This is a genomic window from Alphaproteobacteria bacterium, assembly GCA_017308135.1.
In the GTDB taxonomy this organism is placed as follows: Bacteria; Pseudomonadota; Alphaproteobacteria; order CACIAM-22H2; family CACIAM-22H2; genus Tagaea.
The window spans coordinates 423,800-449,307 of the sequence record JAFKFM010000008.1 but is presented as its reverse complement, the minus strand read 5'-3'; the positions used below and the strand labels follow the sequence as shown (position 1 = coordinate 449,307).

Below are 25,508 nucleotides of genomic sequence, written 5' to 3'. Positions count from 1 at the left end.
ACCCCTATCGGGCGCTTGAAGTTGATATTTCTTGGTTTTTGACGCAATTTCCGGCGTCGAACATGGTGACTTTGCCGCCCAAAGAGACGCCCGAGACGCGTCAGCGCACGTTGGAGATCTTCGCCGCCGCGATCGAACGCGTGTCGGGCGGGACGACCGATGCGTCGCGCGCCGCGCGTTTGGCGTCCGAATCGGGCGATCGCATGGATATCGCCAACGCCAAGCGGCAATTCGACAAGCTGCCGGGGACGGAGCGCCGCGAGATCGGCCGTGTCGCCAAGGATCTCGCCGAGGAAATGCGCGCCGGCGCCAAAGTCGTCCAGATCGTCGAGAACATGGCGGCGGACGAGGATGTCAGCCTCGAGTTGATTTGGCCGCGTTAGTGGCCAGCCTCGAACAAGCCTTGGCGCTGCATCAGGCCGGAAGGCTGAACGAAGCCGATGCGATCTACGCCGCATTGATCGCCGCCGATCCCAACGCCGTCGATGCGCTGAACCTGTCGGGGCAGATCGATCTTGCCCATCGGCGTTTCGACGCAGCCCGCGCCAAATTCGTCCGCGCGCGCCAGATCGCGCCCGGTTTCGCCGACGCCTGGATGAACGAAGGCAACGCGCTGCGCGGCGCCGGGCGCCCCAGCGAAGCGCTGGCAGCCCTGGAACAAGCGGCGGCGCTCGCCCCCGGTCACGCGCTGATCTTGTGCAATCGCGGCCTCGCCAAGCTCGATCTGGGCGATGCGAATGGCGCCGTCGCGGATATCGCGGCGGCGGATGCGGCGATGCCCGGCGTCAAGGCGCTGCGCGAAAATCTCGGCGTCGCGCTGAAAGCCGCGAACCGGCCGATGGCGGCCTTGGCGATATTCGCGGCGAACGACTCACCGGGCGCCGCGGCGAGCGTGCGCCAGGATCTGCTGGATCACGCGGGCGCCATGGCCGACTACGCGGCGGCGCTGGCGCGCGAGCCGGGCCGGCCGGATATCGAAAGCAATCGGCTGTTCACCGCGAATTACGATCCGGCGATGGACAGCGCCGCCATCACGGCGCTTTACGTCGCGTGGGGTAACCGACGCGCGCGGCCGCCGATCACGCTGACGCCCGAACTTTCGCCCGAACGGCGTTTGCGCATCGGCTTCGTGTCGGGCGATTTCCGCCGCCACTCGGCGCGGCATTTCCTGTGGCCGCTGCTCGAACATTTTCCGCGCGACGCCGCGACGCTGATCGCCTTCGCGACCGATCCGAGCGCCGACGACGAATGGACGCGGCGCTATCGCGGCGCTTTCGCCGAATGGCATGCGATCGGCGAGTTGCACGATGACGCGGCCGCCGCCTTGATCGCCGCCGCGAAGATCGACGTGCTGGTCGATCTGTCGGGCCACAGCCAGGGCAATCGCCTGGGCGTGTTCGCGCGTAAAGCCGCACCCGTGCAGGCAACGTGGCTCGGCTATGGCGGCACGACGGGTCTTGCCGCGATCGATTGGTATATCGGCGACGAACGCTTGGTGCCACCGGGGGCCGAAGCCGCGTTCGTCGAGAAGGTCTGGCGCTTGCCGCACACGGCGTTCGTCTATGCGCCGCAGGACGCGATGCCCGGACCGGGGTCGGCACCGGTGCTGCGCAATGGCTATCCGACCTTCGGCTGCTTCAGCCGCACGGTGCGCTACAACGAACATTGTCTGCGCCTCTGGGCGCGCATCCTCGCGGCGATTCCGAATGCGCGCTTGGTGCTCAATGCGCTGGTCTTCGGCGAGGCCGAGACACGTGCGCTTTTCCAGCGCCGCTTCGCCGAGTGGGGCGGGGATGCTTCACGCCTCGATCTGATCGCGACGGCACCGCAGTCGGTCACCTGGGCCGCGTATGGCGATATCGACATCGCCCTCGATCCGTTCCCGCATAATGCCGGGGCGACGACGTTCGAGGCGCTTTGGATGGGCGTGCCGGTCCTGTCGAAGCGCGACCGCGCACCGCTGGGACGGTTCGGGGATTCGATCCTCGGCGCTTGCGGCCTGGGCGATTGGGTCGTGGACGACGACGACGCCTTCGTCGCGCGCGCGGTCGCGGCGGCCGGCGATCCGGCGGCGCTCAACGCGCTGCGCCACGGGCTGCGCGCGCGCGTCGCGAACTCGGCGTTGGGCGACGCGCCGGCCTATGCGCGCGACTTCGCCGCCGCGCTCCGCGGCATGTGGCGATTGCGATGTGAGGAACGCGCCTAGTTAGGCGAAGATATCGACCGGCTTCGAAGCGGACGCGGTCGGCTTTTGCGCCGGCGGGGTGCCGAACACGCGCGCGACGGTGCGGTTCTCGTCGTTCGACAACACGATATCCACGAACACGCGGAACGAATTGTCGAACAGCCCGACATTCTGCGAATAGGGCGAGGGCGGCAGGGCCGGGGCCTGACGGCTTTCGCCGCTGCGCTGGTTCTGCGCCTGAGCCTGCTCGGCCAGAGCGGCGGCTTGATCCTGCTGCTGGCGGATCTTGGCGGAGGCGGCGGAGCTGATAACAGGAGCTTCGGGCGCACGCGCAGAGTCACTCGCGGCGCCCGGTTGGGTAACCGGCGCCGGGCGGGTGAGACCCGGGAAGGTCGTCGTCGCTGCGAGAGGCGGCAAAGCCACCATTTCTTGGTCCCTCTGCAACGGTCGCTGCGCCACGAAAGTGGCGTTCACAACCGGAAAAGACGCAATTCGAGCCCCTTTTCCTGAATACCAATATATGCTTAACGGGAAAACGTTGCAATACGCGGAATTCAGGCCGGGTTCAGGTGCCTAAAAATTATTATAAATCAAATGTCTGTGGATAAGTCTTAATCTTTAGCGCGATCTTTCTTGCGCATTAACTTTGTAAAAGTCTCGACGTCCGGCGCTAAAAAATGCTGCGCGCGTGACTCCATCGCCCGGTAGCGCGCGAGGGCTTCGTGGCCCAAGGCCGTCACCTCGGCCCCGCCGCCGCGCCGCCCGCCGGCACCGGCGGTCACCAGCGGCTCGCGGAACGCGTCGTTCATCTCCGACACCAGCAGCCAGGCACGGCGATAGGACATGTCCATCTCGCGCGCGGCGGCGGAGATCGAGCCGGTGCGCGAAATCGCGTCGAGCAGATCGGCCTTGCCGGGCCCGATCGCGATCGCCGAGCCCAGCAGGATGCGCAAGCGCGGTTTGGGATCAGCCGCCATAGAGCTTGTCCGGATCGACGAGCACGGGCTTATCGACGACAAGCGCCCCGTCGCGCACGACGCGGAAGAAGCAGTCGCGCCGCCCGGTATGGCAGGCCACACCCGTTTGATCGACGCGCACGAGCACCGCGTCGCCGTCGCAATCGACGCGGAATTCGACCAGACGCTGCGTCTGGCCCGAGCTTTCGCCCTTGCGCCACAGCTTCATGCGGCTGCGCGACCAATAGCAGACCGTGCCGGTCGTCAGCGTTTCCTCGACCGCCGCGCGATTCATATACGCGACCATCAGGATTTCGCCCGTGTCGTGCTGCTGCGCGATGGCGACGACCAGCCCCGTGGCGTCGAACGCGATCTCGGCCAGAATGGGGGCGAGATCGGGCGCGCTCATTTGGCGCTCTTGGCGGCCGCGCGCAATCGCGCGAAGCCCTTGTCGAGATCGGCGATCAGATCGGCGGGATCTTCGAGGCCCGCGTGCACGCGCAGCAACGGACCGGGGCCGGCCCATTTGTTCACGGTGCGGATCGTGTCGACCTTGCTGGGCAGAATCAGGCTTTCGAAACCGCCCCACGAAGCGCCCATGCCGTAATGCTCAAGATCGTCGACGAAGGCGGCCAAGGCGACGCGCGGCGTATCCTTCAACACGAACGAGAACAAGCCCGACGCGCCCTTGAAGTCGCGCTTCCAGAATTCGTGGCCGGGGCAGGCGGGCAAAGCCGGGTGCAGCACGCGATCGACTTCGGGCTGTTGCGCCAGCCAATTCGCGAGCTTCAAGCCCGTTTCGTAGTGACGCGGCAAGCGAACGCCCAGCGTGCGCAGGCCGCGCAAGGCGAGATAGACGTCGTCCGGCCCGACCGCCGCACCCAGATCGTCAACGCCCGCGCGCACGGTTTGGTACAGGCGTTCTTCGCGGATCGAGACGATGCCGAGCATCACGTCCGAATGGCCGCTGATATATTTGGTGCCGGCCTGGATCGTCACATCGACGCCGAAATCGAAGGGGCGGAAATAGACGGGCGTCGCCCAAGTATTGTCGATCGCCGTGGCGACACCCTTCGCTTGGCACGCGGCGACGATCGCGGGCACGTCCTGCACTTCGAATGTCAGCGAGCCCGGCGACTCAAGCAAGCACAACTTCGTGTTGGGTTTTATGAGGTCTGCGATGCCAGCCCCGATCGCCGGATCGTAATAGGTCGTCTCGACGCCGAAGCGCTTGAGGACGCCGTTACAATAATGGCGCGACGGCGCGTAAGCCGTGTCGACGCACAACACGTGATCGCCGGCTTTGGTGAAGGCCATCAGCACGGCGAGGATCGCGGCCGCCCCCGAACCCACCGCGAAGGACGCGTAGCCGCCGTCGAGTTCCGCCATCGCGTCGGTCAGCGCGAAGGTCGTCGGCGTGCCGTAACGGCCGTAGCGCATTTGATTTTTAGTCTTGGTTTTCTGGGCCGCTTCGAGCGCATCGAGCGTGGGGAAGACGATCGTCGACGCGTGGTAGACGGGCGGATTGACGACCCCGAAATTGGCGTGCGGGTCGCGGCCGAGGGAGGTGAGCTTGGTGTCGGTTTTCATGCGCGTCTGGCTCGTTTCGAGTATCCGGATTTCACGGACGATCCGCGCACTATAGCGCCGCCTTTCTATAGGGGGTCTTTCGATTTTTCGTATCGATACAAACCATTTGAGAGCGGTATCGAGCGCGTGCTAGCGTGGCGCTTCCTGACGGGTAACGAGCGATTGTTTCAAACAACCTCGGCCGGCAGGGAGGACACGATATCACTGGAAACCAGCGCCCCATTCCCGGGGCGCCGAAGGGAGATTGGTTCATGAAAGCTCTTGCCAGCGCCATCGCCGCGGCGGCCATTGCCGTCGCCGCATTGCCGGCCCAAGCCCAGCAAGGTTCGGGCTCGCCGACCCTCGACGCCGTCAAGGCGCGCGGTCAGTTGATCTGCGGCGCGAACGGTTCGGTGGCCGGTTTCGGCATGCCCAACGCGCGCGGCGAATGGACGGGTCTCGACGTCGACGTCTGCCGCGCGGTCGCGGCGGCCGTGTTCGGCGACGCGACGAAGGTCCGCTACGTCGCCACGACGGCGCAGCAGCGCTTCACGGCGTTGCAGTCGGGCGAAATCGACCTGCTCGTTCGCAACACGACCTGGACGCTGTCGCGCGATACGTCGCTCGGCCTCGACTTCCTGGCGACGAACTTCTACGACGGCCAGGGCTTCATGGTGAAGAAGTCGCTGAACGTGAAGTCGGCCAAGGAGCTGAACGGCGCCACGATCTGCGTGCAGCCGGGCACCACGACCGAGCTGAACCTCGCGGATTATTTCCGCGCCAACAACATCCGCTTCACCCCGGTCGTCATCGAGCGTCTGGAAGAGAACATCGCCGCCTATCTCGCGGGCCGTTGCGATTCGTTCACGACCGACATCTCGGGCCTCGCCTCGATCCGCGCCGCGAACACGCCGGTCCCCGCCGACCACGTGATCCTGCCGGAAGTGATCTCGAAGGAGCCTCTGGGCCCGTCGGTCCGCCATGGCGACGCCAAGTGGGGCGATATCGTCAAGTGGGCGTTCTTCGCGACGCTGGAAGCCGAAGAGCTCGGCCTCACCTCGGCGAATATCGACTCGCAGATGAATTCGACCAACCCGTCGATTCAGCGCTTCGTCGGCGCCACGGGCGGTCTGGGCCAGATGCTCGGCCTCGACAACAAGTGGGCCTACAACATCATCAAGCAGGTCGGTAACTACGCCGAGCAGTACGAACGCAACATCGTTCCGCTGGGCATCGAGCGCGGCGTCAACCGCCTTTGGTCGCAAGGCGGCCTGATGTACGCGCCGCCGATCCGCTAAACGGCCGCGACGGTTCCCGGACGGGGCGGTTCGCCGCCCCGTCCGGCCCGGTTTTTGAATACCTCCGGACCGCGCGATTTCGCCGTTTAGAGCGGGACTTGCGGAACTCGGAAGACGCCAAAGTGCTGGTACGGCACGCGGCGGGTGTTGAGACGAACAGGTCAGCAAAAAGGAGAGGGGCATGGCCGATATCGCGGCGAGCTCCGGGGCACGCGGAAAACCGGCCATTCGGCTGTCGCTGAACGACCCCACATTCCGCGCCATTTTCTGGCAGATCGTGGTCGTCGGTTTCATCGGCCTGATCCTTTGGTTTCTGATTTCCAATACGCTGCATAATCTCGAGGTCCGCAAAATCGCGACCGGCTGGGGCTTTTTGAGCCGCGAAGCCGGCTTCGCCATCGGCGAAACGCCGATCGAATACGGCCCCGAAAACAGCTATGGCCGCGCCATCCTCGTCGGCATCGTCAATACGCTGCGCGTCGCCGTTGTCGGCATCGTGCTCGCGACGATCCTGGGCACATTCATCGGCATCGGCCGATTGTCGAAAAACTGGCTCATCGCCAAAGTCTGCTCGGTCTATGTCGAGTTCATGCGCAACCTGCCGCTGCTGGTGCAGCTGTTCTTCTGGTGGGCGCTGTTCCAAGACGCGTTCCCCGGCCCGCGTCAGGCGCTGGAGCCGATCACCGGGTTCTTCTTCTCCAACCGCGGCATCAAAATGCCGATCCCGGCCGAACACTGGATCCATGCTTGGATGGGGCTGGCGTTCCTGATCGGCATCGCAGCCTCGGTCGTGATGCGGCGCTGGGCCGCCGCGCGCCAAGCGGCGACGGGCGAACAATTCCCGGTGTTCCGCGCGACGCTCGGTTTGATCCTGGGCTTGCCCTTCGTCGTGTGGCTGATCGGCGGCGCGCCGGTCACGATGGACTGGCCGGAGTTGCGGGGGTTCAACTTCGCCGGCGGCCTGACGCTGACGCCGGAATTCGCGGCGCTGCTGGTCGGTCTCGTCACCTACACGGCGGGCTTCATCGCCGAGATCGTGCGCGCGGGCATCCTGGCCGTGCCGCACGGCCAGACCGAAGCCGCATCGGCGCTCGGCATCCGCCGGGGCAAGATGCTGCAGCTCGTCATTCTGCCGCAGGCGCTGCGCGTCATCGTGCCGCCGATGACCAGCCAGTATCTGAACCTGACCAAGAACTCGTCGCTGGCGGTCGCGATCGGCTATCCCGATCTCGTCTCCATCGCCAACACGACGTTGAACCAGACCGGGCAGGCGATCGAAGGCATCGCCATCATCATGGCCGCGTATCTGACGGTCTCGCTGTCGATCTCGCTGTTCATGAACTGGTACAACAAACGCATCGCTTTCAAGGAGCGCTGAGCATGGCCGGAATTCCCGCTTCCGCCGGCATGAGCGCGCCGGTCGTTCCCATCAAGGCCGTCGCGTGGCTGAAGGCGAATCTGTTCTCGAGCTGGCTCAACACCGCGCTGACGCTCGTCGTCTTCTACATCATCGCGCGCACGCTGTTCGGCTTCGTGCCGTGGGGCATCGTCAACGCGGTGTGGATCGGCACGCCGGAGGAATGCAAGGCCGTCAAGGGCGTCGGCGCGTGCTGGGCTTTCTTCCCCGAGAAGTGGCGCTTCATCCTGTTCGCCACCTATCCCTACGACGAGCAATGGCGCCCCGCGCTGTCCTGCGCGATTTTCCTGTTCCTCTACGGTTTCAGCGCGATGCGCCGGAACTGGAACTCGAACCTGTTCTACGTGTGGGGCGGCGGGCTGCTCGCCATCGCCATCCTGATGTGGGGCGGGCTGCTGGGGCTGTCCTACGTCTCCAACGAGCGTTGGGGCGGGCTGGTGCTCACCCTCATCCTCGCGACGTTCGGCATCGCACTCGCATTCCCGCTGGCGATCCTGCTCGCCCTCGGCCGCCGTTCCGACATGCCGGCGATCAAGACGCTGTGCATCGCCTTCATCGAATTGGTGCGCGGCGTGCCGCTGATTTCGGTGCTGTTCATGGCGTCGGTGATGTTCCCGCTGTTCCTGCCGGAGGGGATCACGATCGACAAGCTGCTGCGCGCCCAGGTTGGCATCATCCTGTTCGCCGCCGCCTATCTCGCCGAAGTCGTTCGCGCCGGTTTGCAGGCGCTGCCCAAGGGCCAATACGAAGCGGCCGACGCGCTGGGCCTGTCCTATTGGCAGGCGATGCGCATGATCATCCTGCCCCAGGCGCTGCGCTTGGTCATTCCGCCGACCGTCAACACCTTCATCGGGCTGTTCAAGGACACGTCGCTGGTCCTTATCATCGGCCTGTTGGACATCCTGAATGCCGCCAAGACCGCGGCCGCCGATCCGCTTTGGCGCGGCTACGGGCCTGAGGTATATTTCGGGGTGTCGCTGCTGTATTTCGTGTTCTGCTTCGCGATGTCGAAATACAGCCAGAAGGTCGAAACCGAGTTCAATCGCCACAAGCATCGCTAAGGGAGCTACGTCAGATGTCCGCGACCGCCGCCGCCGCCCAGCAATCGGGCCAGCCGATCATCAAGCTCTCGAAGCTGAACAAGTGGTATGGGGATTTCCACGTCCTCAAGAACATCGATTTCGAGGTCCATAAGGGCCAGAAAATCGTCGTGTGCGGCCCGTCGGGTTCGGGCAAGTCGACGATGATCCGCTGCATCAACCGCCTGGAGGAGCATCAGCAGGGCTCGCTGGTGGTCGACGGGATCGAACTCACCAACGACCTCAAGAACATCGAAGCCATCCGCCGCGAAGTCGGCATGGTGTTCCAGCACTTCAACCTGTTTCCGCATCTGACGGTGCTGGAAAACCTGACGCTGGCGCCGATCTGGGTGCGCAAGGTGCCGAAGGCCGAGGCCGAGGAAACCGCGATGCACTTCCTGAAGCGCGTGCGCATCCCCGAGCAGGCGAACAAATATCCGGGCCAGCTCTCCGGCGGTCAGCAGCAGCGCGTGGCGATCGCGCGCTCGCTGTGCATGAAGCCGAAGATCATGCTGTTCGACGAGCCGACCTCGGCCCTCGACCCCGAAATGGTCAAGGAAGTGCTCGACACGATGGTGGAACTCGCGCGCGAAGGCATGACGATGATCTGCGTGACCCATGAAATGGGTTTCGCCAAAGCCGTCGCCGACGCGGTCGTGTTCATGGACAAGGGCGAAATCGTCGAGGCCAACGAGCCGCACGAATTCTTCGCCAATCCGCGGAACGAGCGCACCAAGCTGTTCCTGTCGCAGATCCTGAATCACTAAGGATCGCGCCGCGCGAAGGCGAAAACCCCCGGACGCAAATCCGGGGGTTTTTGTTTGGGAGTTATGCCGGGCCGGTGGCGATCGGCGGGCCGTCGGGCAGGCCCCATTCCGACCACGAGCCGTCATAGATCGCGACCTTGTCGGCGCCGATCAGATAAAGCCCAAAGGCGAGGCCGCAGGCCGTGACGCCCGAGCCGCAGGTCGTGGCGATCGGCTTCTTCACGTCGATCCCGGCGGCGGCGTAAAGCTTGGCGAGATCTTCCGCCGATTTGAGCTGTTTGGTCGCGGGATCGACCAGTTCCGACATCGGCAGATTGCGCGAGCCCGGAATATGCCCGCCGCGCAAACCGGCGCGCGGTTCGGGTGCCGTGCCTTCGAAGCGACCCGCGGCGCGCGCGTCCAGAACCTGCTCCGCCTTCGTATCGATATTCGCGACGATCTGCGCCTTGGATCGCACGAGTTCCGGGCGGAACTTGGCGACGAAGTTTCCGGCGGCGGGGGCGGGCGTACCCGCCTCGGTCGGCCGATTTTCGGCGAGCCATTTGGGCAAGCCGCCGTCGAGCAGCGCCACGTTGTCGTGGCCGAAGATGCGCAAGCTCCACCACACCCGCGCGGCCGATTGCCAGCCATAGGCGTCGTAGACGACCACGCGCGTCTCGGCCGAAATACCGAGCTTGCGCATTTCCGCCTGGAAAACCTCGGGCGCCGGCAGCATATGCGGCAGGTCGATCGAATGATCGGCGATGCCGTCGATGTCGAAGAACGCCGCTCCCGGAATATGCTTGGCGGCGAATTCCGCGCGCGCGTCGCGCTTGACCGTGGGCAGGTGATACGTGCCGTCGAGCACGCGGATGTTCTTGTCGCCCAGGTGTGCCGCGAGCCACTCGGTCGAGACGAGGCTTTCGGGATGCGCGTAAGCCATGTTCGACCTCACTGGAACGGGGTAGGGACCGGCACCTTCGGCGCGTCCTTGTCCATCCATGCGGGGACGGGCAGGTTTTTCGTGCGCAGGAAGTCCGGATTGAACAGCTTGGACGCGTAGCGCGCCCCGCCGTCGCACAGGATCGTCACGATCGTGTGGCCGGGGCCGAGCGTCTTGGCCAGCGCGATGGCGCCCGCGACGTTGATGCCCGACGACGCGCCCAGGAACAGGCCTTCCTCCAGCAGCAGATCGAACACGATCTGCACGGCTTCCGCGTCGGCGATGCGATAGGCGTGATCGACCTTCAAGCCCTCAAGATTGGCCGTGATGCGGCCCTGGCCGATCCCTTCGGTGATCGATCCGCCCTCGGATTTGAGCTCGCCCGTCGTGAAATAGGAATAGAGGGCGGCGCCGTGCGGATCGGCGATGCCGATCTTGACCGACGGCTTCAGCGACCGCAGTCCCATCGCCGTGCCCGCGAGCGTGCCGCCCGAACCCACGGCGCAGATGAAGCCGTCGACTTTGCCGGCCGTCTGGCGAAAGATTTCGGGCGCCGTCGTTTCGACATGCGCCTGGCGATTGGCGACGTTGTCGAACTGGTTGGCCCAGATGGCGCCGTTGGGATCGCTCTTGGCGATCGCCTCCGCCAAGCGGCCCGACACCTTCACGTAATTGTTCGGATTGGCGTAGGGCACGGCCGGCACTTCGCGCAGCTCCGCGCCGATCAGGCGAAGATAATCCTTCTTTTCCTGGCTCTGCGTTTCCGGGATCACGATCACGCTGCGATAGCCGCGCGCATTGGCGACGAGGGCGAGGCCGATACCAGTATTGCCGGCGGTCCCCTCGACGATCGTGCCGCCCTTTTTCAGCAGGCCCTTCTTCTCGGCGTCGAGCACCATGAACAAGGCCGGGCGGTCCTTGACCGAGCCGCCGGGGTTCATGAACTCGGCCTTGCCGAGGATTTCGCAGCCGGTCATCTCGCTCGCCTTGCGCAGGCGGATGAGGGGCGTGTTGCCGATCGTATCGACGAAGCCGTTCTTGATGTCGCTCACGTTTGCGTCTCCTTGGTACCGAGCCATGTGGCGCGTAGCCGCGCGCGATTCAAGGCCAAAGCCTGCAATGCCAGCAGCGTGAAGGCGCTGCCCAGCCGCCGCCCATCGAAGAAACTGGCATAGGCGTCGTCGAAATCCTCGACGAGAACGCGGATATCCTCGCCCTCGTGCGCGAGGCCGTGGATACCGCCCGCATCGCGCGCATCGACGCGCGCCACGTAAATATCGCAGCACTCGCTGGTGCCGCCAGGCGACGCCATGGTGCGGCAGGCGAATTCGATTTCGCGCACGTCGAGGCCGGTTTCTTCTTTGACCTCGCGCTTCACGACCGCGATCGGGTCTTCTTCGGCCTTACGCATTCCCGCGACGCATTCGACCATCCACGGCGCTTCGCCGGCGGCGTAAGCGCCGATGCGGAATTGCTCGATCAACACGAGCTGCTCGCGCACCGGATCGTAGAGGGCCGCCGCGACCGCGTGGCCGCGTTCCATCAATTCGCGGCCGAGCGGTTCGCTCCACCCGCCCGCGAACAGGCGATGGCGCAGCCGGTATTCCTCGACTTTCAGGAATCCGCCATAGCGGCGTTCGCGTGCTAGGATTTCGACGTCGTCGCGATTCATGGCGGCGAGTTTAGTCCGAAGCCGCAGGGGAATGCCATGTCCGGTCCGGGTCCGGTTGTCGTCAGCGAAAAAGGCGTGAAATACGCCAATAAAGTCGAGGCCTCGGGCCACGAATTGATCTGCGACGAGCCCGTCGCCGATGGCGGCGGCAATGCGGGACCGCAGCCTTTCGAATACGTGCTGGCGGGGCTGGGGGCGTGCACGTCGATGACCGTGCGCATGTATGCCGATCGCAAAGGCTGGCCGCTCAAAAACGTCAGCGTGCGCGTGACGATGGAAAAGATCGCCGCGCCCGACGGCAAGGGCAAGATCGACCGGATCGTGCGCGCGATCACGCTCGACGGCGATCTCGATGCCGAGCAACGCGCGCGCATGATCCAGATCGCCGAGCATTGCCCGGTGCATAAATTCCTGCTCGGGCAGAAGGCGATCGAGACGGTCGCCGCTTAAGTCCCGATCCGCAGCGGATCGACGAGGCGCTTCAACGTCGCGAGCACCGACAGCGGCACGATGGCGCTGGTCTTCGGATTGTCGGGCGAGGGCAGGCCTTCGGTCGAGACCGAGAATTTCACGCAATCGGCGACGATGTCGAATTCGTGAACGTTGCGGGTCAAGCCCGGCTCGGCCCAGATCTCCACCTGCGTGCGATCGGGGCCGGGCCCCGCAAGGCTCAACGCCGCCGCGACATTGACGTTCGCCGGGAACCCCTTCGCCGCTTCGCGCGCCGTGCCGGTGAAAATGCGCGTCGGCTTGTCGATCGCGTCGAGATCGATCTTGTTGGCGACGACATAGGGCGCGCCCGACCAGCCCTTGGGCGGCTTGCGATTGCGCATCGTCGCGCGTTCGATCCGGCCGAGCGCCGCAGCGGCGACGGCATCGAGCGCGAGCAACGCGCCAGTCGCGACGATCAGTTTCGCGCCGTTGCGTGCGGCGATGTCGACAAGGTCCATATGATCGAGCAACGCGGCGGCGTTGACCGTGACCAGCGACTTGCCTTGCGCGAAGGCAGCCAGCGCCACGTCGCGCAACGCCGCACCCGCCGCACAATCGACCAGCAGATCGGCGTGCCGGGCGAGATCGGCGACCGACATCACCGGTGTGACGATCGACTTGGCGCGCAACGCCGCTTCGGCCTTGGCGATATCACGCGCGGCCATGCCGGCAAGGGCGAGACGCGGTTCGCCGGCGGCGAGGCGGGCGGCGACGGCGGTGCCGATGGCGCCGGTGCCGACGATGCCGATTTTCAGCGTGGGAGAGGGATTGTTCATGCGGCGCGCAGTGGAGCGCAGGACGGGTTTGCGATCAAGGCTTGCTTGCATCGCGCCGCGATCGGGGCATGATCCGGGCTTCGCTTTTCGACGCCGAGGTCATATGCCCATTCCGCTGCTCGTCACGCTGCCCCTCGACCCGAAATTCGTGCCGCAATTCGAAGCGGCCGGTTTCGCGCTGCATATGGCCGTCGAGAATCACGCCGAAATCATCGCGACGCGCGGCGCCGAATTCCGCGGCGTGCTGACCTTCGGCACGCTGGGGTTCTCGGCCGCCGATATCGCCCGCATGCCCAATCTGGAGATCATCTGCGCGATCGGTGCGGGCTACGAGAATATCGACGTCGCGGCGGCGCGTGCGCGCGGCATCGCGGTCACGCACGGGCCCGGCACCAACGTGACCTCCGTCGCCGATCACGCGATGGCGTTGTTGATGGCGACGGCACGCTTGATCGTGCCGGGCGACCGCATCGCGCGGACGGGCGACTGGTCGAAGGGCAAGCAGATGCGCCCGACGATCACGGGCAAGAAGCTCGGCATTCTCGGCATGGGGCGGATCGGGGCCGCCATCGCCAAGCGCGGGGCGGGCGGCTTCGACATGAAGATCGGCTATCACAATCGCCGGCCGGTCGAAGGCGCTTCGGGGACCTATTTCCCCAGCCTGGTGGCGCTGGCCGAATGGGCCGACTTCCTGGCGATCGCTTCGCCCGGCGGTCCGGGCACACGCCATCTGGTGAACGCCGAGGTGCTCGCGGCCTTGGGGCCCGAAGGCTATCTCGTCAACATCGCGCGCGGCAGCATCGTCGACCAGGCCGCCCTGATCGATGCTCTGAAGTCCGGCAAGATCGCCGGGGCGGGGCTCGACGTGGTCGACGGCGAACCCGCCGTGCCGCCGGAACTCGCGGCGCTGGAGAATGTCGTGCTGAGCCCCCATGTCGCGGGGCTTGCGCCGGAATCCGAAGCGGCGATGGCCGGGTTGATGCTCGAGAACGTGACGGCGCATTTCGAGGGCCGAAAGCTCCCGACGCCGGTCCCGGGCTGACGCGAGTCGTCCGCCGCAAGCCTTGCCGGTACGGAATTTCGGCCGATTTCAGCCGTTTATCGGTTACGCCAAGAGGATTTTTATGGCGCGGCCGCTGATGTATAAGAAGCGACCTTTTTCGAGGAGCAAACCCGCGTGCGATTCCGTTCCATTCTCGCCGGTACCGCTCTGGCCACGCTGCTGAGCGCCGGCGTCGCCATCGCCCAAAACGCCAACTGCCTGACCAACGACGAAGCCGTCGCGATCAAGGCCCGTATGCTGCAGACCGAGCTGATGGTTGCGACTTTGTCGTGCCGGCGCGCGGTCAGCCACGAGGCCGCCTATAATAGCTTCATCGATCGGCATTCGGCCGAGCTGCAGCGCCATAATCGCGTGATCCAGCAGCATTTCGGCCGGACGGGCGGCAACGCCCAGCGCCGCTACGACACCTTCACCACGGCGCTGGCCAACGACGCGTCGAACCGCTCGCTGGGGGCGGCCGATTTCTGCGAGACGTCGTACAAGCTGTTCGACGCGATCGCGGCGGTCGAGCGCGGGCGCCTGGGCGCTTATGTCGCCAATCTGGGCCGCGAGGGGAGCTTGCGCACCGGCGAGCAATGCGGCCGCGATCCGGCCATGCAGTACGCGTTGGCGCGTTAACACGCGCGGGTCGCCCTCGCGCGCCAGCGCCGAATGAAAAAGGGCCGGTCGCAAGACCGGCCCTTTCTCTTTGCGCGAAATCAAAGAGCCCAACGAAAAAGGGCCGGTCTTGCGACCGGCCCTGTTCCGTAGCGCCGTGAGGCGGGATCGTTACTGGAGAACGATCTCGACGCGGCGGTTCTGCGGCTCGCGCACGCCATCGGCGGTGCGCACGCGCAGTTCGCTTTCGCCGCGACCGACCGTAACGATCTGGTTCGCGGGGATGCCCTGGCGGACGAGTTCGTCGCGCACGGCGGCCGCGCGGCGTTCCGACAGACGCTGGTTGTACTGCGGCGTGCCCGACGTATCCGTGTGGCCCGTCGCGGTGATGCGCGTGACGTTGCCCTGGCGCGATGCCGTGGCGGCCTGACCGATGATGCGGGTCGCTTCCGGCGTCAGGTTCGAACGATCGAAGTCGAAGAAGACGAGGAAGTTACGCTGGATCTGCGGAGCCGGGGCCGGGGCCGCCGCCGGAGCGGGGGCCGGTGCCGGGGCGGGCGCCGGCGCGGCGACGGGGGCCGGCGCCGGAGCAGCGGCCGGGGCCGGACGCGCGGGTGCGCCGAACTCGTAACGCAGGCCGAGCATGATCGAGTGGTTCATCGGACGGTCGAGTGTGACCGTGTTCTGACCGGCATTGGCGGCGCGGTAGGCAGCCGTCGTCGAGTATTCCGGCTTCGAGAAGGTCGACAGGAAGCGATAGTCGAGGGTGACCTTCAACTGGCTGGCGAGCGGATAGGCCACACCCGCGATCAGCTGGTAGCCGGCGAGATCGTCATGATCGTCGGCGATCGTCAGGCCACCGCCCTTGAGTTCCGCATTCGAGCGGACCCAACCGAGGCCGAGGCCCAAATACGGCACGAACGGCGAGCCGAGGTTGAAGTCATACAGCGCATTGCCGAACAGGCCGAACGTGCTCGTGTTGCCGCCCGGGGTCGTCTGCGCCACCGAGTTACGCGAAACGCCGTCGACCTTGTTGTCGCGCCAGTTGGCTTCGATTTCCGTGCGCCAGCCATTGGCGTAACCGTAGCCGAGCGCCGCAAGCAGCCCGTAACCGGTTTTGAAATCGCTATTCGTGTTGGCGATCGCCGGGCTCGTGCTGCCGCCCTGCTCCTGGAGCCAGTTCACGCCGGCGCCGCCGCCGATGTAGAAACCGGTCGTGCTCTGCGCGGCGGCGGGGGCGGCCAGCGCGATGACGGTCGCGGCAGTCAAAAGGGCGGTGCGCAAGCGCATCTCGTGTTCCTCTTCTTTCGAAACTTAGAACCAAAAACTCGGCGCGACGGTAAGGCGTACCGACTCGCGTAACGATTATGTATCACAAAGGCTTGCCGGGGTGCCCAGCGCAAAATGAGAGTGATGGTTGTTCTTCGGCGAGTGTGGCGCGAAGGTCACGCTCGAATTGCGGTTAAAAACACCTTGTAAGCCATTATTCAATAACGATTTCAACCCGGCGATTGCGCGGTTCTTTCGTTTGATCCGGCGTGGGCGCCAGCAATTGCGTTTCCCCGCGTCCGATCACGACGATCGCCGAGGCGGGAATGCCTTCGCGGACCAGCACGTCGCGCACGGCGTTCGCCCGGCGGATCGACAGCGCCATGTTGTAGCGCGGCGTGCCCATCGTGTCGGTGTGGCCGGTCGCGGTGATGCGGGTGAAGCTGCCCGACTTCGCGGAATCGGCGGCCTGAATGAGCACGCGGTTCGCGTCGCCCGAAATATCGGCCTTGTCGAAATCGAAGAACACGGTGAATTGGCGCGGGCCGGCCGTCGCAGCGGCCGGGGCGGGCAAGGCGGGTGCGGCGGGCGGTGCCGCAACCGGTGCGGGCGTCGCGGGCGCTTGGGCTTGAACCGGCTGCGCCGGGGTCGCGGGCGCGCCGAAGCTCCAGCGCATGCCGACCAACACGGCGTGATCGCGATAGGGGATCTTCGCCGTGTCGCCGGCCGACGTACCGATCTCGGCCTTCTGCGTGGCGAAGTAACGATACGAAGCACCGATCGCGACGTTGCGATCGATCAGATAATCGAGGCCCGCAATGCCTTGATACGCGAAGACCGTGTCGTTGCCGCCGACGGTCACGCCGCCGGGCAGCGCGCCGAAATTATCGGCGCGCAATCGCGCGGCACCCACACCGCCGCCGACATAGGGCACGAAATCCGTACCGGTCGCGATGTCGTACAAACCGTTGACCATCACGCTGGTCGCGTCGAGCTTGCCCGACGCGGGCTGGCCGAACGCGCCCGATTTGGCTTTCGACAGGCGATGCGCCAATTCCACTTCGGCGCGAAGACCGTTGCCGAACGCGTAGCCGACCGCCGCCGCCCCGGCGAAACCGGTTTTGAGATCGACGCCGCCGCCATTGCCGCCCGCGCGCGAAACATCCGCACTTTGCGGCTTGTGCGCGCCCGCACCCGCGCCGACATAGATGCCTTCCGAGAATTGCGGACGGGACTGCGCGTGCACGTCGTTGGACGCGAGCGGAAGCGTGGCCGAGAAGGCCAGCACCGACGCGGCCAAGAGGACTGGGGATAGAATGTGCAAGCGCATGTGGAACCGTACCGATTCGAGGTTATCCACAGCACCCTGTCACACGGGTTCCGAGTCGCCCAAGGACGACTCGAATGCCGGTCAGGCGAATTCAGCGGGGTGTCTCTTATCGGTATCGGCCGCTTCGAACGCGGCGGCGAGACGATAAAGTTTCGCTTCGCTGTTTGTTGCCGTCGCCAACTGCACATGCAGCGGCAAACCTCGCGTATCGAAGCCGGCGGGAAGCGCGATCGCGGGATGCCCGCTCAAGTTGAAAGCGCCGCGTAACGATGATCCCAGCAAGCGCGCGATCGCGGCGGGATCGTCGATCGCGCAAGGCTGCAACCCCGCCCCCGCGCAGAGCAGCGCGTCGTGGCTGTCGAGGATCGTGTCGAGATTCGCCTTCAATGTGGCGCGCGCGCGTTGCGCACGGATGTAATCGGCGGCCGAAACGAACGCGCCCGCCGCGAACAACTCTCTCGCGCGCGCGCCGTAATCCTCGGGGCGTTCGCGCAGAACCTTCTCATGCACCGCGAAGGCCTCGGCGGCGAGGATCGTCCAATTGGTCGATCCGTAAGCCGCGAACTCGCCGGGATCGATCTCGACCAATTCGGCGCCCAAGCGACGCAAGCGTTCGGCCGCTGCGTCCATCGCTTGCGCGACGGCCGGTTCGCAAGGGACATCGCGCGTGTGCCAAAGCTTGGCATAGGCGACGCGCATACCCGCGATCGGCTGCCCGATCTCGCGCGCGAAATCCTCGCCGCCGTGCGTCATCGCGTTCAGCATCAGCGCGTTGTCGCGCACGTCGCGCGTCATCGGCCCGATATGGTCGAGCGACCAGGCGAGCGGCAACACGCCTTGGCGGCTGACGCGTTCGTAAGTCGGTTTCAAACCGACGATGCCGCAGAAACCGGCGGGCCCGCGGATCGAGCCGCCGGTATCCGTGCCGATCGCGGCGGGCAGCAGACCGGCGGCCAACGCCGCACCCGAACCGCTCGACGAGCCGCCGGGCATGCGCGATAGATCCCAGGGATTGCGCGCGGACGAGGCGGGCAGATCGAAGGCGGGCCCGCCGAGCGCGTGTTCGTGCAAGGCGAGCTTGCCGAAGGGAAACGCCCCGGCCGCGCGCAACGAAGCGACGGCGACAGCGTCGTGCGTTTCAGGGCTGGGATCGTGGACGCGGCTATGCGCGGTCGTCACGTCGCCCGCGACCGCGACGATATCCTTGATGCCGACGGGAATGCCGTGGAAGGCGCCGCGATCATGGCCCGCCGAAAGTTCGGCGCCGGCCTTGTCGGCGGCGTCGCGCGCGGCGCGTTCGTCCAGATGCAGGAAGGCGTTGAGCTTGCCGTCGAGCCGCTTCACCCGCGCGATCAGATGTTCGACGTAATCGCGGGGGCTGAGCGCGCCGGAACGATAGCGCCGCCCGATCTCGACGATCGTCAGATAGTGCAACGCCTCGCTCATGGAATGAAGCGCGTCGCGGGCTCGATCGCCGGATCGTCGCTCGCCGGGATATTCGCGAGGTGGCGCGCCATGCCTTCGCCCGCACGGATCAACGCGTCGGGGTAAAGGTCGGCGAAGCGATGCAAGCCCGCCATGCGCGCGCGGGCAAGAATTTCGGTTGCGGTGTCGGTATCGGCCATGCGGCTATGGTGGACCGAAACGCAGCCTGGGAGCCAGCGCCGAATGAAGATGAGCGGCATTCCTTTTGCCACGGTCGATTGGGCCGACGTAACGCCCACGCGCCATGCGGGCACGACCGGCGAGGCGCAATGGCGCACGCGGAACTTCGCCGATATCCGCGTGCGCATGGTCGAATATTCGCCGGGCTACGAGGCCGATCATTGGTGCGAGAAGGGGCATGTGCTGCTCGTTCTCGCGGGCGAGCTGGAAACCGAACTCGCCGATGGGCGCAAATTCATGCTGAAGCCCGGGCAAAGCTATCAGGTCGCCGACGGCGCCGAGCCGCATCGCTCGCGCACCGCGACCGGCGCTAAACTCTTCATCGTGGATTGACGCGAATGATCGATGGCCGCCATTTCGAGGATATCGCGGTCGGGCAGGTGTTCGAGCACGGCGAGATCGCGGTGACCGAGGAAAGCGTGGTCGCTTTCGCGCGTCAGTTCGATCCGCAAATATTCCATCTGGATGCCGATGCGGCCAAGGACACGTTCTTCGCCGGGCTCGCCGCCAGCGGCTGGCACACGGCGGCGATGACGATGCGCTTGATCGTCGAGAGCGGCCTGCAACTCGCCGGCGGGATCATCGGGGCGGGCGGTTCGCTGACCTGGCCGCGCCCCACGCGACCGGGCGATGTGTTGTCGATCCGGATCGAAGTGCTGGAGCTGCGCGCCTCGCGTTCCAGGCCCGAGCGCGGCACGCTCAAAGCGCGCGTCACGACCCGCAATCAACACGGCGACGAGTTGCAGATCATGACCTGCGATCTGCTCGTCTGGCGGCGGCCGGTATCGATCTAGTGAAAATCCCGGCTGGGAAAGCGGCGCCGGTCTTCGCCCGGGCGGCGCACTTCGTCGGCGCGCGCGATACCGGCGTCGAATGCGCCCGACGATAGCGGGCCCAGCAGCGCGTCGCGGGATTCGAGTTTGCGCGCGATCACATGGATCACGTCGCCTTCGCGTTGCACGGCGCCGCGCACCGCCATCAGCCGCGCGCCCAGCACGACCGCGCGGAAGCGCTCGAACACCGCCGGCCAGACGACGAGATTGGCGATGCCGGTTTCGTCCTCCAGCGTGATGAAGATGACGCCGCTGGCCGTGCCCGGCCGCTGGCGGATCAATGTCAGTCCCGCGACCGCGATCGTCGAACCGTCGCGCGCCGTGGCCAGCGCCGAACAGGGCCGTAAGCCGGTTCTCGCCAGTACGCCGCGCAACAAGCCGACCGGATGCGCCTTCAGCGATAGGCGCAGATGCGTGTAGTCGAGGGCGACCGCCTCGCCGGGGCCGATCTCCGGTAGATCGGGCAAGGGCTCGGCTTTCGCGGGCAGGTTCGCGAACAAGGGCAACGGGGCGAGTTTCTTGGTCATCGTCTGCCACAAGGCCGGTCGCCGCCCGATATCGAGCGACGCGAACGCATCGCCTTTGGCCAAGGCCGCGCGATCGCGTTGGGGCAGGAACTCCAATTCATGCGGGCCTTGCCAGCCATTCGGCGGGCGGCGTTCGATCAATTCCTCGGCCGCCGCTTGCGACAGCGATTTGATCTGGCAAAGCCCCAAGCGCAGCGTGTTCGCATCCTCCAGCTTGCATTCCCAGTCGCTGGCGTTGACGCAAGGCGGATGGACGGCGACGCCGTGTTCGCGCGCGTCGCGCACGATCTGGGCGGGCGCGTAGAAGCCCATCGGCTGGCTGTTGATCAGCGCCCCCGCGAACGCCGCCGGATGGCGGCGTTTGAGCCACGCCGAGACATAAACGAGATGCGCGAAGGCCGCGGCGTGGCTTTCGGGAAAGCCGTAATTGCCGAAGCCTTCGATCTGCTTGAAGCAGCGTTCGGCGAAGTCGGGCGTGTAGCCGTTGGCGATCATGCCGCCGACGAATTTGTCGCGGAAGCGATGCACGTCGCCGTGGCGTTTGAACGTCGCCATCGCGCGGCGCAGTGCGTCGGCCTCCGACGGCTGGAAATTCGCCGCGACGATGGCGATCTTCATCGCCTGTTCCTGGAACAGCGGCACGCCTTTGGTCTTCTCCAAAACGGCGCGCAATTCGGGCTTGGGATATTCGACCGGGTCCTTGCCTTCGCGCCGGCGCAGATAGGGATGGACCATGTCGCCCTGGATCGGGCCGGGGCGCACGATCGCGACTTCGATCACCAGATCGTAGAAGGTTCGCGGCTTGAGGCGCGGCAGCATGCTCATCTGCGCGCGGCTTTCGACCTGGAACACGCCGATCGAATCCGCCTTGCACAGCATGTCGTAAACGCCGTCGTCGTCGCGCGGCACGTCGGCGAGGGTGTAGCGCTCGCCGCCCGCGTCGACGATCAGATCGAATGCTTTGCGAATACAGGTCAACATCCCCAGCGCAAGAACGTCGATTTTGAGGATGCCGAGCGCGTCGAGATCGTCCTTGTCCCATTCGACGATGGTGCGCGCCTCCATCGCCGCGTCGACGACGGGGCAGAGTTCGTCGAGCCGGCCGCGCGCGATCACGAAGCCGCCGACATGCTGGGAGAGGTGGCGCGGAAAGCCGCGCAATTCGCGCGCGAGTTCCAGCGCCAAGCGCAAGCGTTCCTGATCGGGGTCGAGCCCGGCCTCGCGCACATGCGCATCCTGCAAACCGTCGGACCGGCCCCAGACCGAGCCCGACAGCGCTTGCACCGCGTCCTCCGACAGGCCCAGCGCCTTGCCCACGTCGCGCAAGGCCGAGCGCGTGCGATAGGAAATCACCGTCGCGGCGAGGCCGGCGCGCGTGCGGCCGTAGCGTTCGTAGATGAACTGGATCACTTCCTCGCGCCGCTCGTGCTCGAAATCCACGTCGATATCCGGCGGCTCGTCGCGCGCGTCGGACACGAAACGCTCGAACAACACGTCGATCTGCTCGGGATCGACGCCGGTGATGCCGAGGATGAAGCAGATCACCGAATTCGCCGCCGAGCCGCGCCCCTGACACAAAATGCCGCGCGACCGCGCGAACACGACGATGTCGTGAACGGTCAGGAAATAGGGCGCATAGCCCAACCGCGCGACGATTTCCAATTCGCGCGCGATCTGGTCGGCGATTTTCGCGGGCACGCCGTCGGGATAGCGTTTCCGCGCCCCTTCGCGCGTCAGGCGTTCGAGGGTGGCTTGGCTCGATCCCGGTTCGGCGTCGGGCAATTCGGGATAGAGATAGCGCAGCTCGTCCATCGAGAACGTGCAGGCGGCGGCGATATCGGCCGTCGTCGCGATCGCATCGGGATAATCGCGGAATAGCCGCACCATTTCGGCGGGCGTTTTCAAATGCCGCTCGGCATTGGCGGCGAGCAGATAGCCCGCTTGGTCGATCGTCGTTCCCTCGCGCACGCAAGCCAGCACGTCGTGCAAACGCCGCCGTTCGGGGACGTGATAATGCGCATCGTTGGTCGCGACGAGGCGCAGTTGCGCATCACGTGCGGCGGCCGCGTATTCGGCCAGATGTGCGGCGTCGTTGCCGTCGAAACGGCACGCGACGGCGAGAGAGGCGTCGCGGCCGAATAGCCTGCGGAGTTCGTTCAAGCCGCGCGGTTCGAGGGCGAGCACGAGCGCATGGCCGCGCAAGGTTTCGAGTTCGGCGAGGGTCAGCACGCAGCCTTTGTTATGGCCCGCGCGCAAACGGCCCGTCGAAATCGCGCGCGACAAAGCCGCGTAACCGATCTTGTCTTTGACGAAGATGCGCAGCGGCGGCGCGTCCGTGGGATCGAGCCGTGCGCCGATCAGCAATTTGATGCCCGCTTCCTTCGCCGCGACATGGGCGCGCACGAGGCCCGCGAAGCTCGCGCGGTCGGCGATGCCGATGGCGGCGAGGCCGAGCGTTTGGGCTTGGCGCGCGAATTCCTCGGGATGCGAAGCGCCCCGCAGGAAGCTGAAATTCGTCGTGACGCCCAACTCGGCGTAGAGAGGGGTTGTCACGCGAACAGCCCGTGCAGGAACCAGCGCAAACCGCCGGCGGCCCCTTCGCGATAGACCCAGAAGCGATGGCCCTCGCGATCGTCGATCGCGAAGTAATCGCGCGGCGGCGCGGGGGCCCGCCACCATTCGGGCTCGATCCGCTCGGGCCCTTCGGCGCGCACCACGTCGTGCAGACGCTTGCGCCAGCGGAAACGGCGCGGCGGCCCGTCGGGCAGTTCGGCCAACGCCTCGATCGGCTCGGGCCACGCCAACAAGCGCAGCGGGCGCGGATTGGCGGGCGGCTTGGCGCTACGCAAATGCGCCGGCACGCTGCCAAGGGCGGGCAGGCGGATCTGCGCGCGTTCGGGAATGTGACTTTCGAACGGCGCCAAGCGCACGACGCTCGCGGCCCCCAGGCGGTTGATCAGGCGATCGACCAGCGGGGCAAGCTCGCCGAGATCGGGATCGCCATCCGGCAGCGATATGGCGCTTTGGCGCAAACTCAGCTTGCTCGCGATTTCGGCGTCGAGCAAGGCCGTATCGATGCCGAAACCGGGATCGAGCTTGGGTAGATGTTCGGCGAAGAGCCGCACGAGCGCTTTCGCGTCGCGCATCGGCCGGCTGGTGCCTAGTGCGAGATGTGCGGCCGTGCCGTCGGCGCGTAGGGCGATCAGACGCGCGCGCCGCAAGCCGAGCTCGGCGGCTTCGAGCTTGGCGCAGAGTTCGAGCGCCAAGCGTTCGACGATGCGCGCGAGATCTTCGGGCGTCGACACGGGCTCGGCGAAAACGAGGCGGGCGCGCATCGCCGGCACGGGGATGTCGGGATCGAGCGGTTCGTCGATGTCACCGAAGGCCTGGCGCAAGCGGCGCAACGGTTCGGGCCCGAACCGCGCGTCGAGGCCGCGGCGCGGATCGTTGGCGCGCACCAGGGCGGCGAGATCGGCGATGCGCCGCAAGGCCAGCCGGTCGAGATCGCCGAGAATATCGGGCGATAGACGCAAGGCGGCGGGCGGATAATCGGCGAGGGCGGTGCGCGTTTCGCCGGGCGCGATGTGCGTGGCGGCGCTTGCGCCATAACGCGCGGCGGCCCAGGCGGCCCCGATCGTGTCGGCGATACCGGCGCGCGTTTGCAGACCGAATCGGCCGAGTTCGCGCGGGATCGCGGCGAGCCAGTCATCCTCGCCGCCGAACAGATGCGCGGCCCCGGTCGCGTCGAGCAGCAGCCCGTCGGCGACGCGCGCGATCGACGGCGACCAGCGCTGCGCCCAGAGGGCGAGCGATTTCAGCGCCGCATCGTCGCCGTCGGGATCGTGACGCGTCGCGACCAGATCCGGGCATCGCGCGCGCGCCTCGGCAAGGCCGAGACCGGGATGGAGCCCCGCCTGGCGCGAACGCGCATCGACCGCCGCCAGACGCAGCGCGCCGGCGGTTGCGGCGAACGTCGCGCGGGGGCAATGCGGCGGGACGCCATCACGCTCAGCCCGCCTTGCGGCGCGATCGGTCGGCAGAAACGGCAGGAAGATCGCGATGATTCGCTTGGTCATCGGCGAGGGACCAGTTCTGCCCGGCGAGTTCGACCGTCCAGGCGCCGGGGGCGGCGTTTTGCGCGCGGAAGAGTTCGACGTTCCAGCGCCGCGCATTCGTCGGCGATGCGGCACCCGCCACGCGCCAGCGCGTGCGCGCGGCACTCGGCTCGGCGAATTCGGCTTGCGGGCGCAGCAGGAAAGCGGCCGTGCCGCCGAGTTCGGCGGCAAGCTGCAAGCGGCGCGTCTGGACGAGTTCGACGCCGTCGATTTCGGCCGCCACGGCGGCGAGCGAGCGGCAGCGCAACGCTTCCTCGAACGCCCATAGCGCGTCGATCCGTTTGGGCGCGTCGACCAGCAGCAGACGCGCGGGGTCGAGGCCGAGCGCGGCGAGACCCGCCTGGGTCAAATTCGGGCGGCGCGCGATCCACACGACCGGGCCGCCTTTGGCCGCATCCTTGGCGAAGCGGGCGAGCAGGGCGGCGGCGAAACCGCCGGCCGCGCCGTCCTGCGCCGGGCCGTCGGCTTCCACGCCCGCGATTTCGTGCAGCGCGCCGCGCGGGATGCCGCCCCAGGGCAGATGCGTGTCGATCGCCTTGATGCCGAAACCCACGCTGCCGTCGCCCGAACCGGGGCGGGCGGCGAAGCTCGCCAGTCGCGCCTTGAGTTCCTGGACCGTGGTCGAGGCGGGGCGGCGGGGCGGCGACGGCATATTCATGAAATGTTTCCCGAGGAGCGGATTACGAAGCGTGCCGAACATTTCCTGGCGATGGGCCGGGATCGGCGCCATCGCCGGGGCGGGCGGCGGGAAAGCCCGGATGATCGCGGGAAAACCGGTCGAGGTTTGAAGGTTCATCTTCCGCTCCTGTCACAAAGTTCACTCTTCATTCGTATTCGGTTTTTGTTCTAATCCCGGCCGCGTGAACCGTCAAGAGCTAACCTTGCGCCCTTCGCATATTCGCGAAATGCGATTCGATGGCACTTAAATTAGCAAAACTGATCGTATACCCCCTTGCAAAATGCGAAAGGGCGGGGC

General features: G+C 66.1%; 25 protein-coding genes. 11 read left to right on the top strand and 14 right to left on the bottom strand.

Annotated features, from left to right (window positions below):
• Positions 1–62 precede the first annotated feature (62 nt).
• A complete protein-coding gene (locus tag J0H39_10520) occupies positions 63–383 on the top strand; it encodes a hypothetical protein (protein ID MBN9497178.1) in 321 nt (106 codons plus the stop codon).
• A complete protein-coding gene (locus J0H39_10515) occupies positions 383–2,206 on the top strand; it encodes a tetratricopeptide repeat protein (protein ID MBN9497177.1) in 1,824 nt (607 codons plus the stop codon). Before J0H39_10520 ends, J0H39_10515 begins: the two co-directional genes overlap by 1 nt.
• On the opposite strand, the gene J0H39_10510 is transcribed toward J0H39_10515, so the two are convergent.
• From J0H39_10510 to metC, 4 genes are all read right to left on the bottom strand, one after another.
• Positions 2,207–2,602, bottom strand: a complete 396-nt coding sequence (locus tag J0H39_10510) for a hypothetical protein (GenBank protein MBN9497176.1) — start codon at positions 2,600–2,602, stop codon at positions 2,207–2,209.
• A gap of 194 nt (positions 2,603–2,796) precedes the next feature.
• Positions 2,797–3,162, bottom strand: a complete 366-nt coding sequence (locus J0H39_10505; protein ID MBN9497175.1) for a LysR family transcriptional regulator — start codon at positions 3,160–3,162, stop codon at positions 2,797–2,799.
• Entirely contained in the window at positions 3,152–3,550 is a 399-nt protein-coding gene (gene hisI, locus J0H39_10500) for a phosphoribosyl-AMP cyclohydrolase (GenBank protein MBN9497174.1), read from the bottom strand. Before hisI ends, J0H39_10505 begins: the two co-directional genes overlap by 11 nt.
• The gene (gene metC, locus J0H39_10495; GenBank protein ID MBN9497173.1) at positions 3,547–4,731 is read right to left on the bottom strand and encodes a cystathionine beta-lyase; all 1,185 of its coding nucleotides are present in this window, start codon (positions 4,729–4,731) and stop codon (positions 3,547–3,549) included. The genes hisI and metC overlap by 4 nt, the downstream gene beginning before the upstream one ends.
• 251 nt (positions 4,732–4,982) lie before the next feature.
• Between metC and J0H39_10490 the strand changes: the two genes are divergently transcribed.
• The 4 genes from J0H39_10490 (at position 4,983) to J0H39_10475 (ending at position 9,271) form a co-directional block, all read left to right on the top strand.
• Positions 4,983–6,008 carry an amino acid ABC transporter substrate-binding protein gene (locus J0H39_10490; GenBank protein MBN9497172.1) on the top strand — a complete coding sequence of 342 codons (1,026 nt, stop codon included), beginning with the start codon at positions 4,983–4,985 and terminating at the stop codon, positions 6,006–6,008.
• A gap of 181 nt (positions 6,009–6,189) precedes the next feature.
• On the top strand, positions 6,190–7,386 hold the full coding sequence (locus J0H39_10485; protein ID MBN9497171.1) for an amino acid ABC transporter permease: 1,197 nt from the start codon (positions 6,190–6,192) through the stop codon (positions 7,384–7,386).
• Between the two features lie 2 nt (positions 7,387–7,388).
• Positions 7,389–8,486: an amino acid ABC transporter permease gene (locus J0H39_10480; GenBank protein MBN9497170.1), complete on the top strand. Its 1,098-nt coding sequence runs from the start codon at positions 7,389–7,391 to the stop codon at positions 8,484–8,486.
• Positions 8,487–8,542: 56 nt separating this feature from the next.
• Positions 8,543–9,271, top strand: a complete 729-nt coding sequence (locus J0H39_10475; protein MBN9497169.1) for an amino acid ABC transporter ATP-binding protein — start codon at positions 8,543–8,545, stop codon at positions 9,269–9,271.
• A 61-nt stretch (positions 9,272–9,332) separates the two neighbouring features.
• Here J0H39_10475 and sseA read toward each other — a convergent pair whose 3' ends face one another.
• Genes sseA through J0H39_10460 form a run of 3 tightly spaced genes read right to left on the bottom strand, consistent with a single transcriptional unit; the run spans position 9,333 to position 11,865 of the window.
• Positions 9,333–10,193, bottom strand: coding sequence for a 3-mercaptopyruvate sulfurtransferase (gene sseA / locus J0H39_10470; protein ID MBN9497168.1), 861 nt, complete (start codon positions 10,191–10,193; stop codon positions 9,333–9,335).
• Between the two features lie 8 nt (positions 10,194–10,201).
• Positions 10,202–11,272 carry a cysteine synthase A gene (locus J0H39_10465; protein MBN9497167.1) on the bottom strand — a complete coding sequence of 357 codons (1,071 nt, stop codon included), beginning with the start codon at positions 11,270–11,272 and terminating at the stop codon, positions 10,202–10,204.
• Complete coding sequence (locus J0H39_10460) at positions 11,242–11,865, bottom strand: NUDIX domain-containing protein (protein ID MBN9497166.1); 624 nt, start codon at positions 11,863–11,865, stop codon at positions 11,242–11,244. The genes J0H39_10465 and J0H39_10460 overlap by 31 nt, the downstream gene beginning before the upstream one ends.
• A gap of 36 nt (positions 11,866–11,901) precedes the next feature.
• Between J0H39_10460 and J0H39_10455 the strand changes: the two genes are divergently transcribed.
• Positions 11,902–12,315: an OsmC family protein gene (locus J0H39_10455; protein MBN9497165.1), complete on the top strand. Its 414-nt coding sequence runs from the start codon at positions 11,902–11,904 to the stop codon at positions 12,313–12,315.
• Here the strand turns inward: J0H39_10455 and J0H39_10450 are convergent.
• Entirely contained in the window at positions 12,312–13,133 is an 822-nt protein-coding gene (locus J0H39_10450) for an aspartate dehydrogenase (GenBank protein ID MBN9497164.1), read from the bottom strand. The genes J0H39_10455 and J0H39_10450 overlap by 4 nt on opposite strands.
• A gap of 103 nt (positions 13,134–13,236) precedes the next feature.
• On the opposite strand from J0H39_10450, the gene J0H39_10445 reads away from it, so the two are divergent.
• Together J0H39_10445 and J0H39_10440 are read left to right on the top strand one after the other, a co-directional pair.
• Positions 13,237–14,175 carry a 2-hydroxyacid dehydrogenase gene (locus J0H39_10445; protein MBN9497163.1) on the top strand — a complete coding sequence of 313 codons (939 nt, stop codon included), beginning with the start codon at positions 13,237–13,239 and terminating at the stop codon, positions 14,173–14,175.
• 135 nt (positions 14,176–14,310) lie between these two features.
• Complete coding sequence (locus J0H39_10440; GenBank protein ID MBN9497162.1) at positions 14,311–14,814, top strand: hypothetical protein; 504 nt, start codon at positions 14,311–14,313, stop codon at positions 14,812–14,814.
• A gap of 150 nt (positions 14,815–14,964) precedes the next feature.
• On the opposite strand, the gene J0H39_10435 is transcribed toward J0H39_10440, so the two are convergent.
• From J0H39_10435 to J0H39_10420, 4 genes are all read right to left on the bottom strand, one after another.
• Entirely contained in the window at positions 14,965–16,083 is a 1,119-nt protein-coding gene (locus tag J0H39_10435) for an outer membrane beta-barrel protein (protein ID MBN9497161.1), read from the bottom strand.
• 193 nt (positions 16,084–16,276) lie between these two features.
• A complete protein-coding gene (locus J0H39_10430; protein ID MBN9497160.1) occupies positions 16,277–17,392 on the bottom strand; it encodes an outer membrane beta-barrel protein in 1,116 nt (371 codons plus the stop codon).
• A gap of 81 nt (positions 17,393–17,473) precedes the next feature.
• Entirely contained in the window at positions 17,474–18,838 is a 1,365-nt protein-coding gene (locus J0H39_10425) for an amidase (protein ID MBN9497159.1), read from the bottom strand.
• Positions 18,835–19,077: a hypothetical protein gene (locus tag J0H39_10420; GenBank protein ID MBN9497158.1), complete on the bottom strand. Its 243-nt coding sequence runs from the start codon at positions 19,075–19,077 to the stop codon at positions 18,835–18,837. The genes J0H39_10425 and J0H39_10420 overlap by 4 nt, the downstream gene beginning before the upstream one ends.
• Here J0H39_10420 and J0H39_10415 point away from each other — a divergent pair.
• Both J0H39_10415 and J0H39_10410 read left to right on the top strand, forming a co-directional pair.
• On the top strand, positions 19,061–19,390 hold the full coding sequence (locus J0H39_10415; GenBank protein MBN9497157.1) for a DHCW motif cupin fold protein: 330 nt from the start codon (positions 19,061–19,063) through the stop codon (positions 19,388–19,390). The two genes, J0H39_10420 and J0H39_10415, sit on opposite strands and share 17 nt — an antisense overlap.
• A 5-nt stretch (positions 19,391–19,395) precedes the next feature.
• Positions 19,396–19,851 (top strand): MaoC family dehydratase, encoded by a 456-nt coding sequence (locus J0H39_10410; GenBank protein MBN9497156.1) that lies wholly within the window; start codon positions 19,396–19,398, stop codon positions 19,849–19,851.
• Here the strand turns inward: J0H39_10410 and J0H39_10405 are convergent.
• Both J0H39_10405 and J0H39_10400 read right to left on the bottom strand, forming a co-directional pair.
• Complete coding sequence (locus J0H39_10405) at positions 19,848–23,096, bottom strand: error-prone DNA polymerase (GenBank protein ID MBN9497155.1); 3,249 nt, start codon at positions 23,094–23,096, stop codon at positions 19,848–19,850. The two genes, J0H39_10410 and J0H39_10405, sit on opposite strands and share 4 nt — an antisense overlap.
• Positions 23,097–24,425: 1,329 nt before the next feature.
• A complete protein-coding gene (locus J0H39_10400; GenBank protein ID MBN9497154.1) occupies positions 24,426–25,328 on the bottom strand; it encodes a hypothetical protein in 903 nt (300 codons plus the stop codon).
• Positions 25,329–25,508: the final 180 nt, after the last annotated feature.

Bases quoted from the DNA above. Each gene is read 5' to 3' on its own strand.
- J0H39_10460 (MBN9497166.1), bottom strand. From the start codon at position 11,865: ATGAATCGCGACGACGTCGAAATCCTAGCACGCGAACGCCGCTATGGC.
- J0H39_10435 (MBN9497161.1), bottom strand. From the start codon at position 16,083: ATGCGCTTGCGCACCGCCCTTTTGACTGCCGCGACCGTCATCGCGCTG.
- metC (MBN9497173.1), bottom strand. From the start codon at position 4,731: ATGAAAACCGACACCAAGCTCACCTCCCTCGGCCGCGACCCGCACGCC.
- J0H39_10430 (MBN9497160.1), bottom strand. From the start codon at position 17,392: ATGCGCTTGCACATTCTATCCCCAGTCCTCTTGGCCGCGTCGGTGCTG.
- J0H39_10410 (MBN9497156.1), top strand. From the start codon at position 19,396: ATGATCGATGGCCGCCATTTCGAGGATATCGCGGTCGGGCAGGTGTTC.
- J0H39_10485 (MBN9497171.1), top strand. From the start codon at position 6,190: ATGGCCGATATCGCGGCGAGCTCCGGGGCACGCGGAAAACCGGCCATT.
- J0H39_10455 (MBN9497165.1), top strand. From the start codon at position 11,902: ATGTCCGGTCCGGGTCCGGTTGTCGTCAGCGAAAAAGGCGTGAAATAC.
- J0H39_10520 (MBN9497178.1), top strand. From the start codon at position 63: ATGGTGACTTTGCCGCCCAAAGAGACGCCCGAGACGCGTCAGCGCACG.
- J0H39_10405 (MBN9497155.1), bottom strand. From the start codon at position 23,096: ATGGTGGCGGGCCCCCGCGCCGCCGCGCGATTACTTCGCGATCGACGA.
- sseA (MBN9497168.1), bottom strand. From the start codon at position 10,193: ATGGCTTACGCGCATCCCGAAAGCCTCGTCTCGACCGAGTGGCTCGCG.
- J0H39_10445 (MBN9497163.1), top strand. From the start codon at position 13,237: ATGCCCATTCCGCTGCTCGTCACGCTGCCCCTCGACCCGAAATTCGTG.
- hisI (MBN9497174.1), bottom strand. From the start codon at position 3,550: ATGAGCGCGCCCGATCTCGCCCCCATTCTGGCCGAGATCGCGTTCGAC.
- J0H39_10415 (MBN9497157.1), top strand. From the start codon at position 19,061: ATGAAGATGAGCGGCATTCCTTTTGCCACGGTCGATTGGGCCGACGTA.
- J0H39_10480 (MBN9497170.1), top strand. From the start codon at position 7,389: ATGGCCGGAATTCCCGCTTCCGCCGGCATGAGCGCGCCGGTCGTTCCC.
- J0H39_10465 (MBN9497167.1), bottom strand. From the start codon at position 11,272: ATGGCTCGGTACCAAGGAGACGCAAACGTGAGCGACATCAAGAACGGC.
- J0H39_10505 (MBN9497175.1), bottom strand. From the start codon at position 3,162: ATGGCGGCTGATCCCAAACCGCGCTTGCGCATCCTGCTGGGCTCGGCG.
- J0H39_10400 (MBN9497154.1), bottom strand. From the start codon at position 25,328: ATGAACCTTCAAACCTCGACCGGTTTTCCCGCGATCATCCGGGCTTTC.
- J0H39_10490 (MBN9497172.1), top strand. From the start codon at position 4,983: ATGAAAGCTCTTGCCAGCGCCATCGCCGCGGCGGCCATTGCCGTCGCC.
- J0H39_10450 (MBN9497164.1), bottom strand. From the start codon at position 13,133: ATGAACAATCCCTCTCCCACGCTGAAAATCGGCATCGTCGGCACCGGC.
- J0H39_10420 (MBN9497158.1), bottom strand. From the start codon at position 19,077: ATGCCGCTCATCTTCATTCGGCGCTGGCTCCCAGGCTGCGTTTCGGTC.
- J0H39_10425 (MBN9497159.1), bottom strand. From the start codon at position 18,838: ATGAGCGAGGCGTTGCACTATCTGACGATCGTCGAGATCGGGCGGCGC.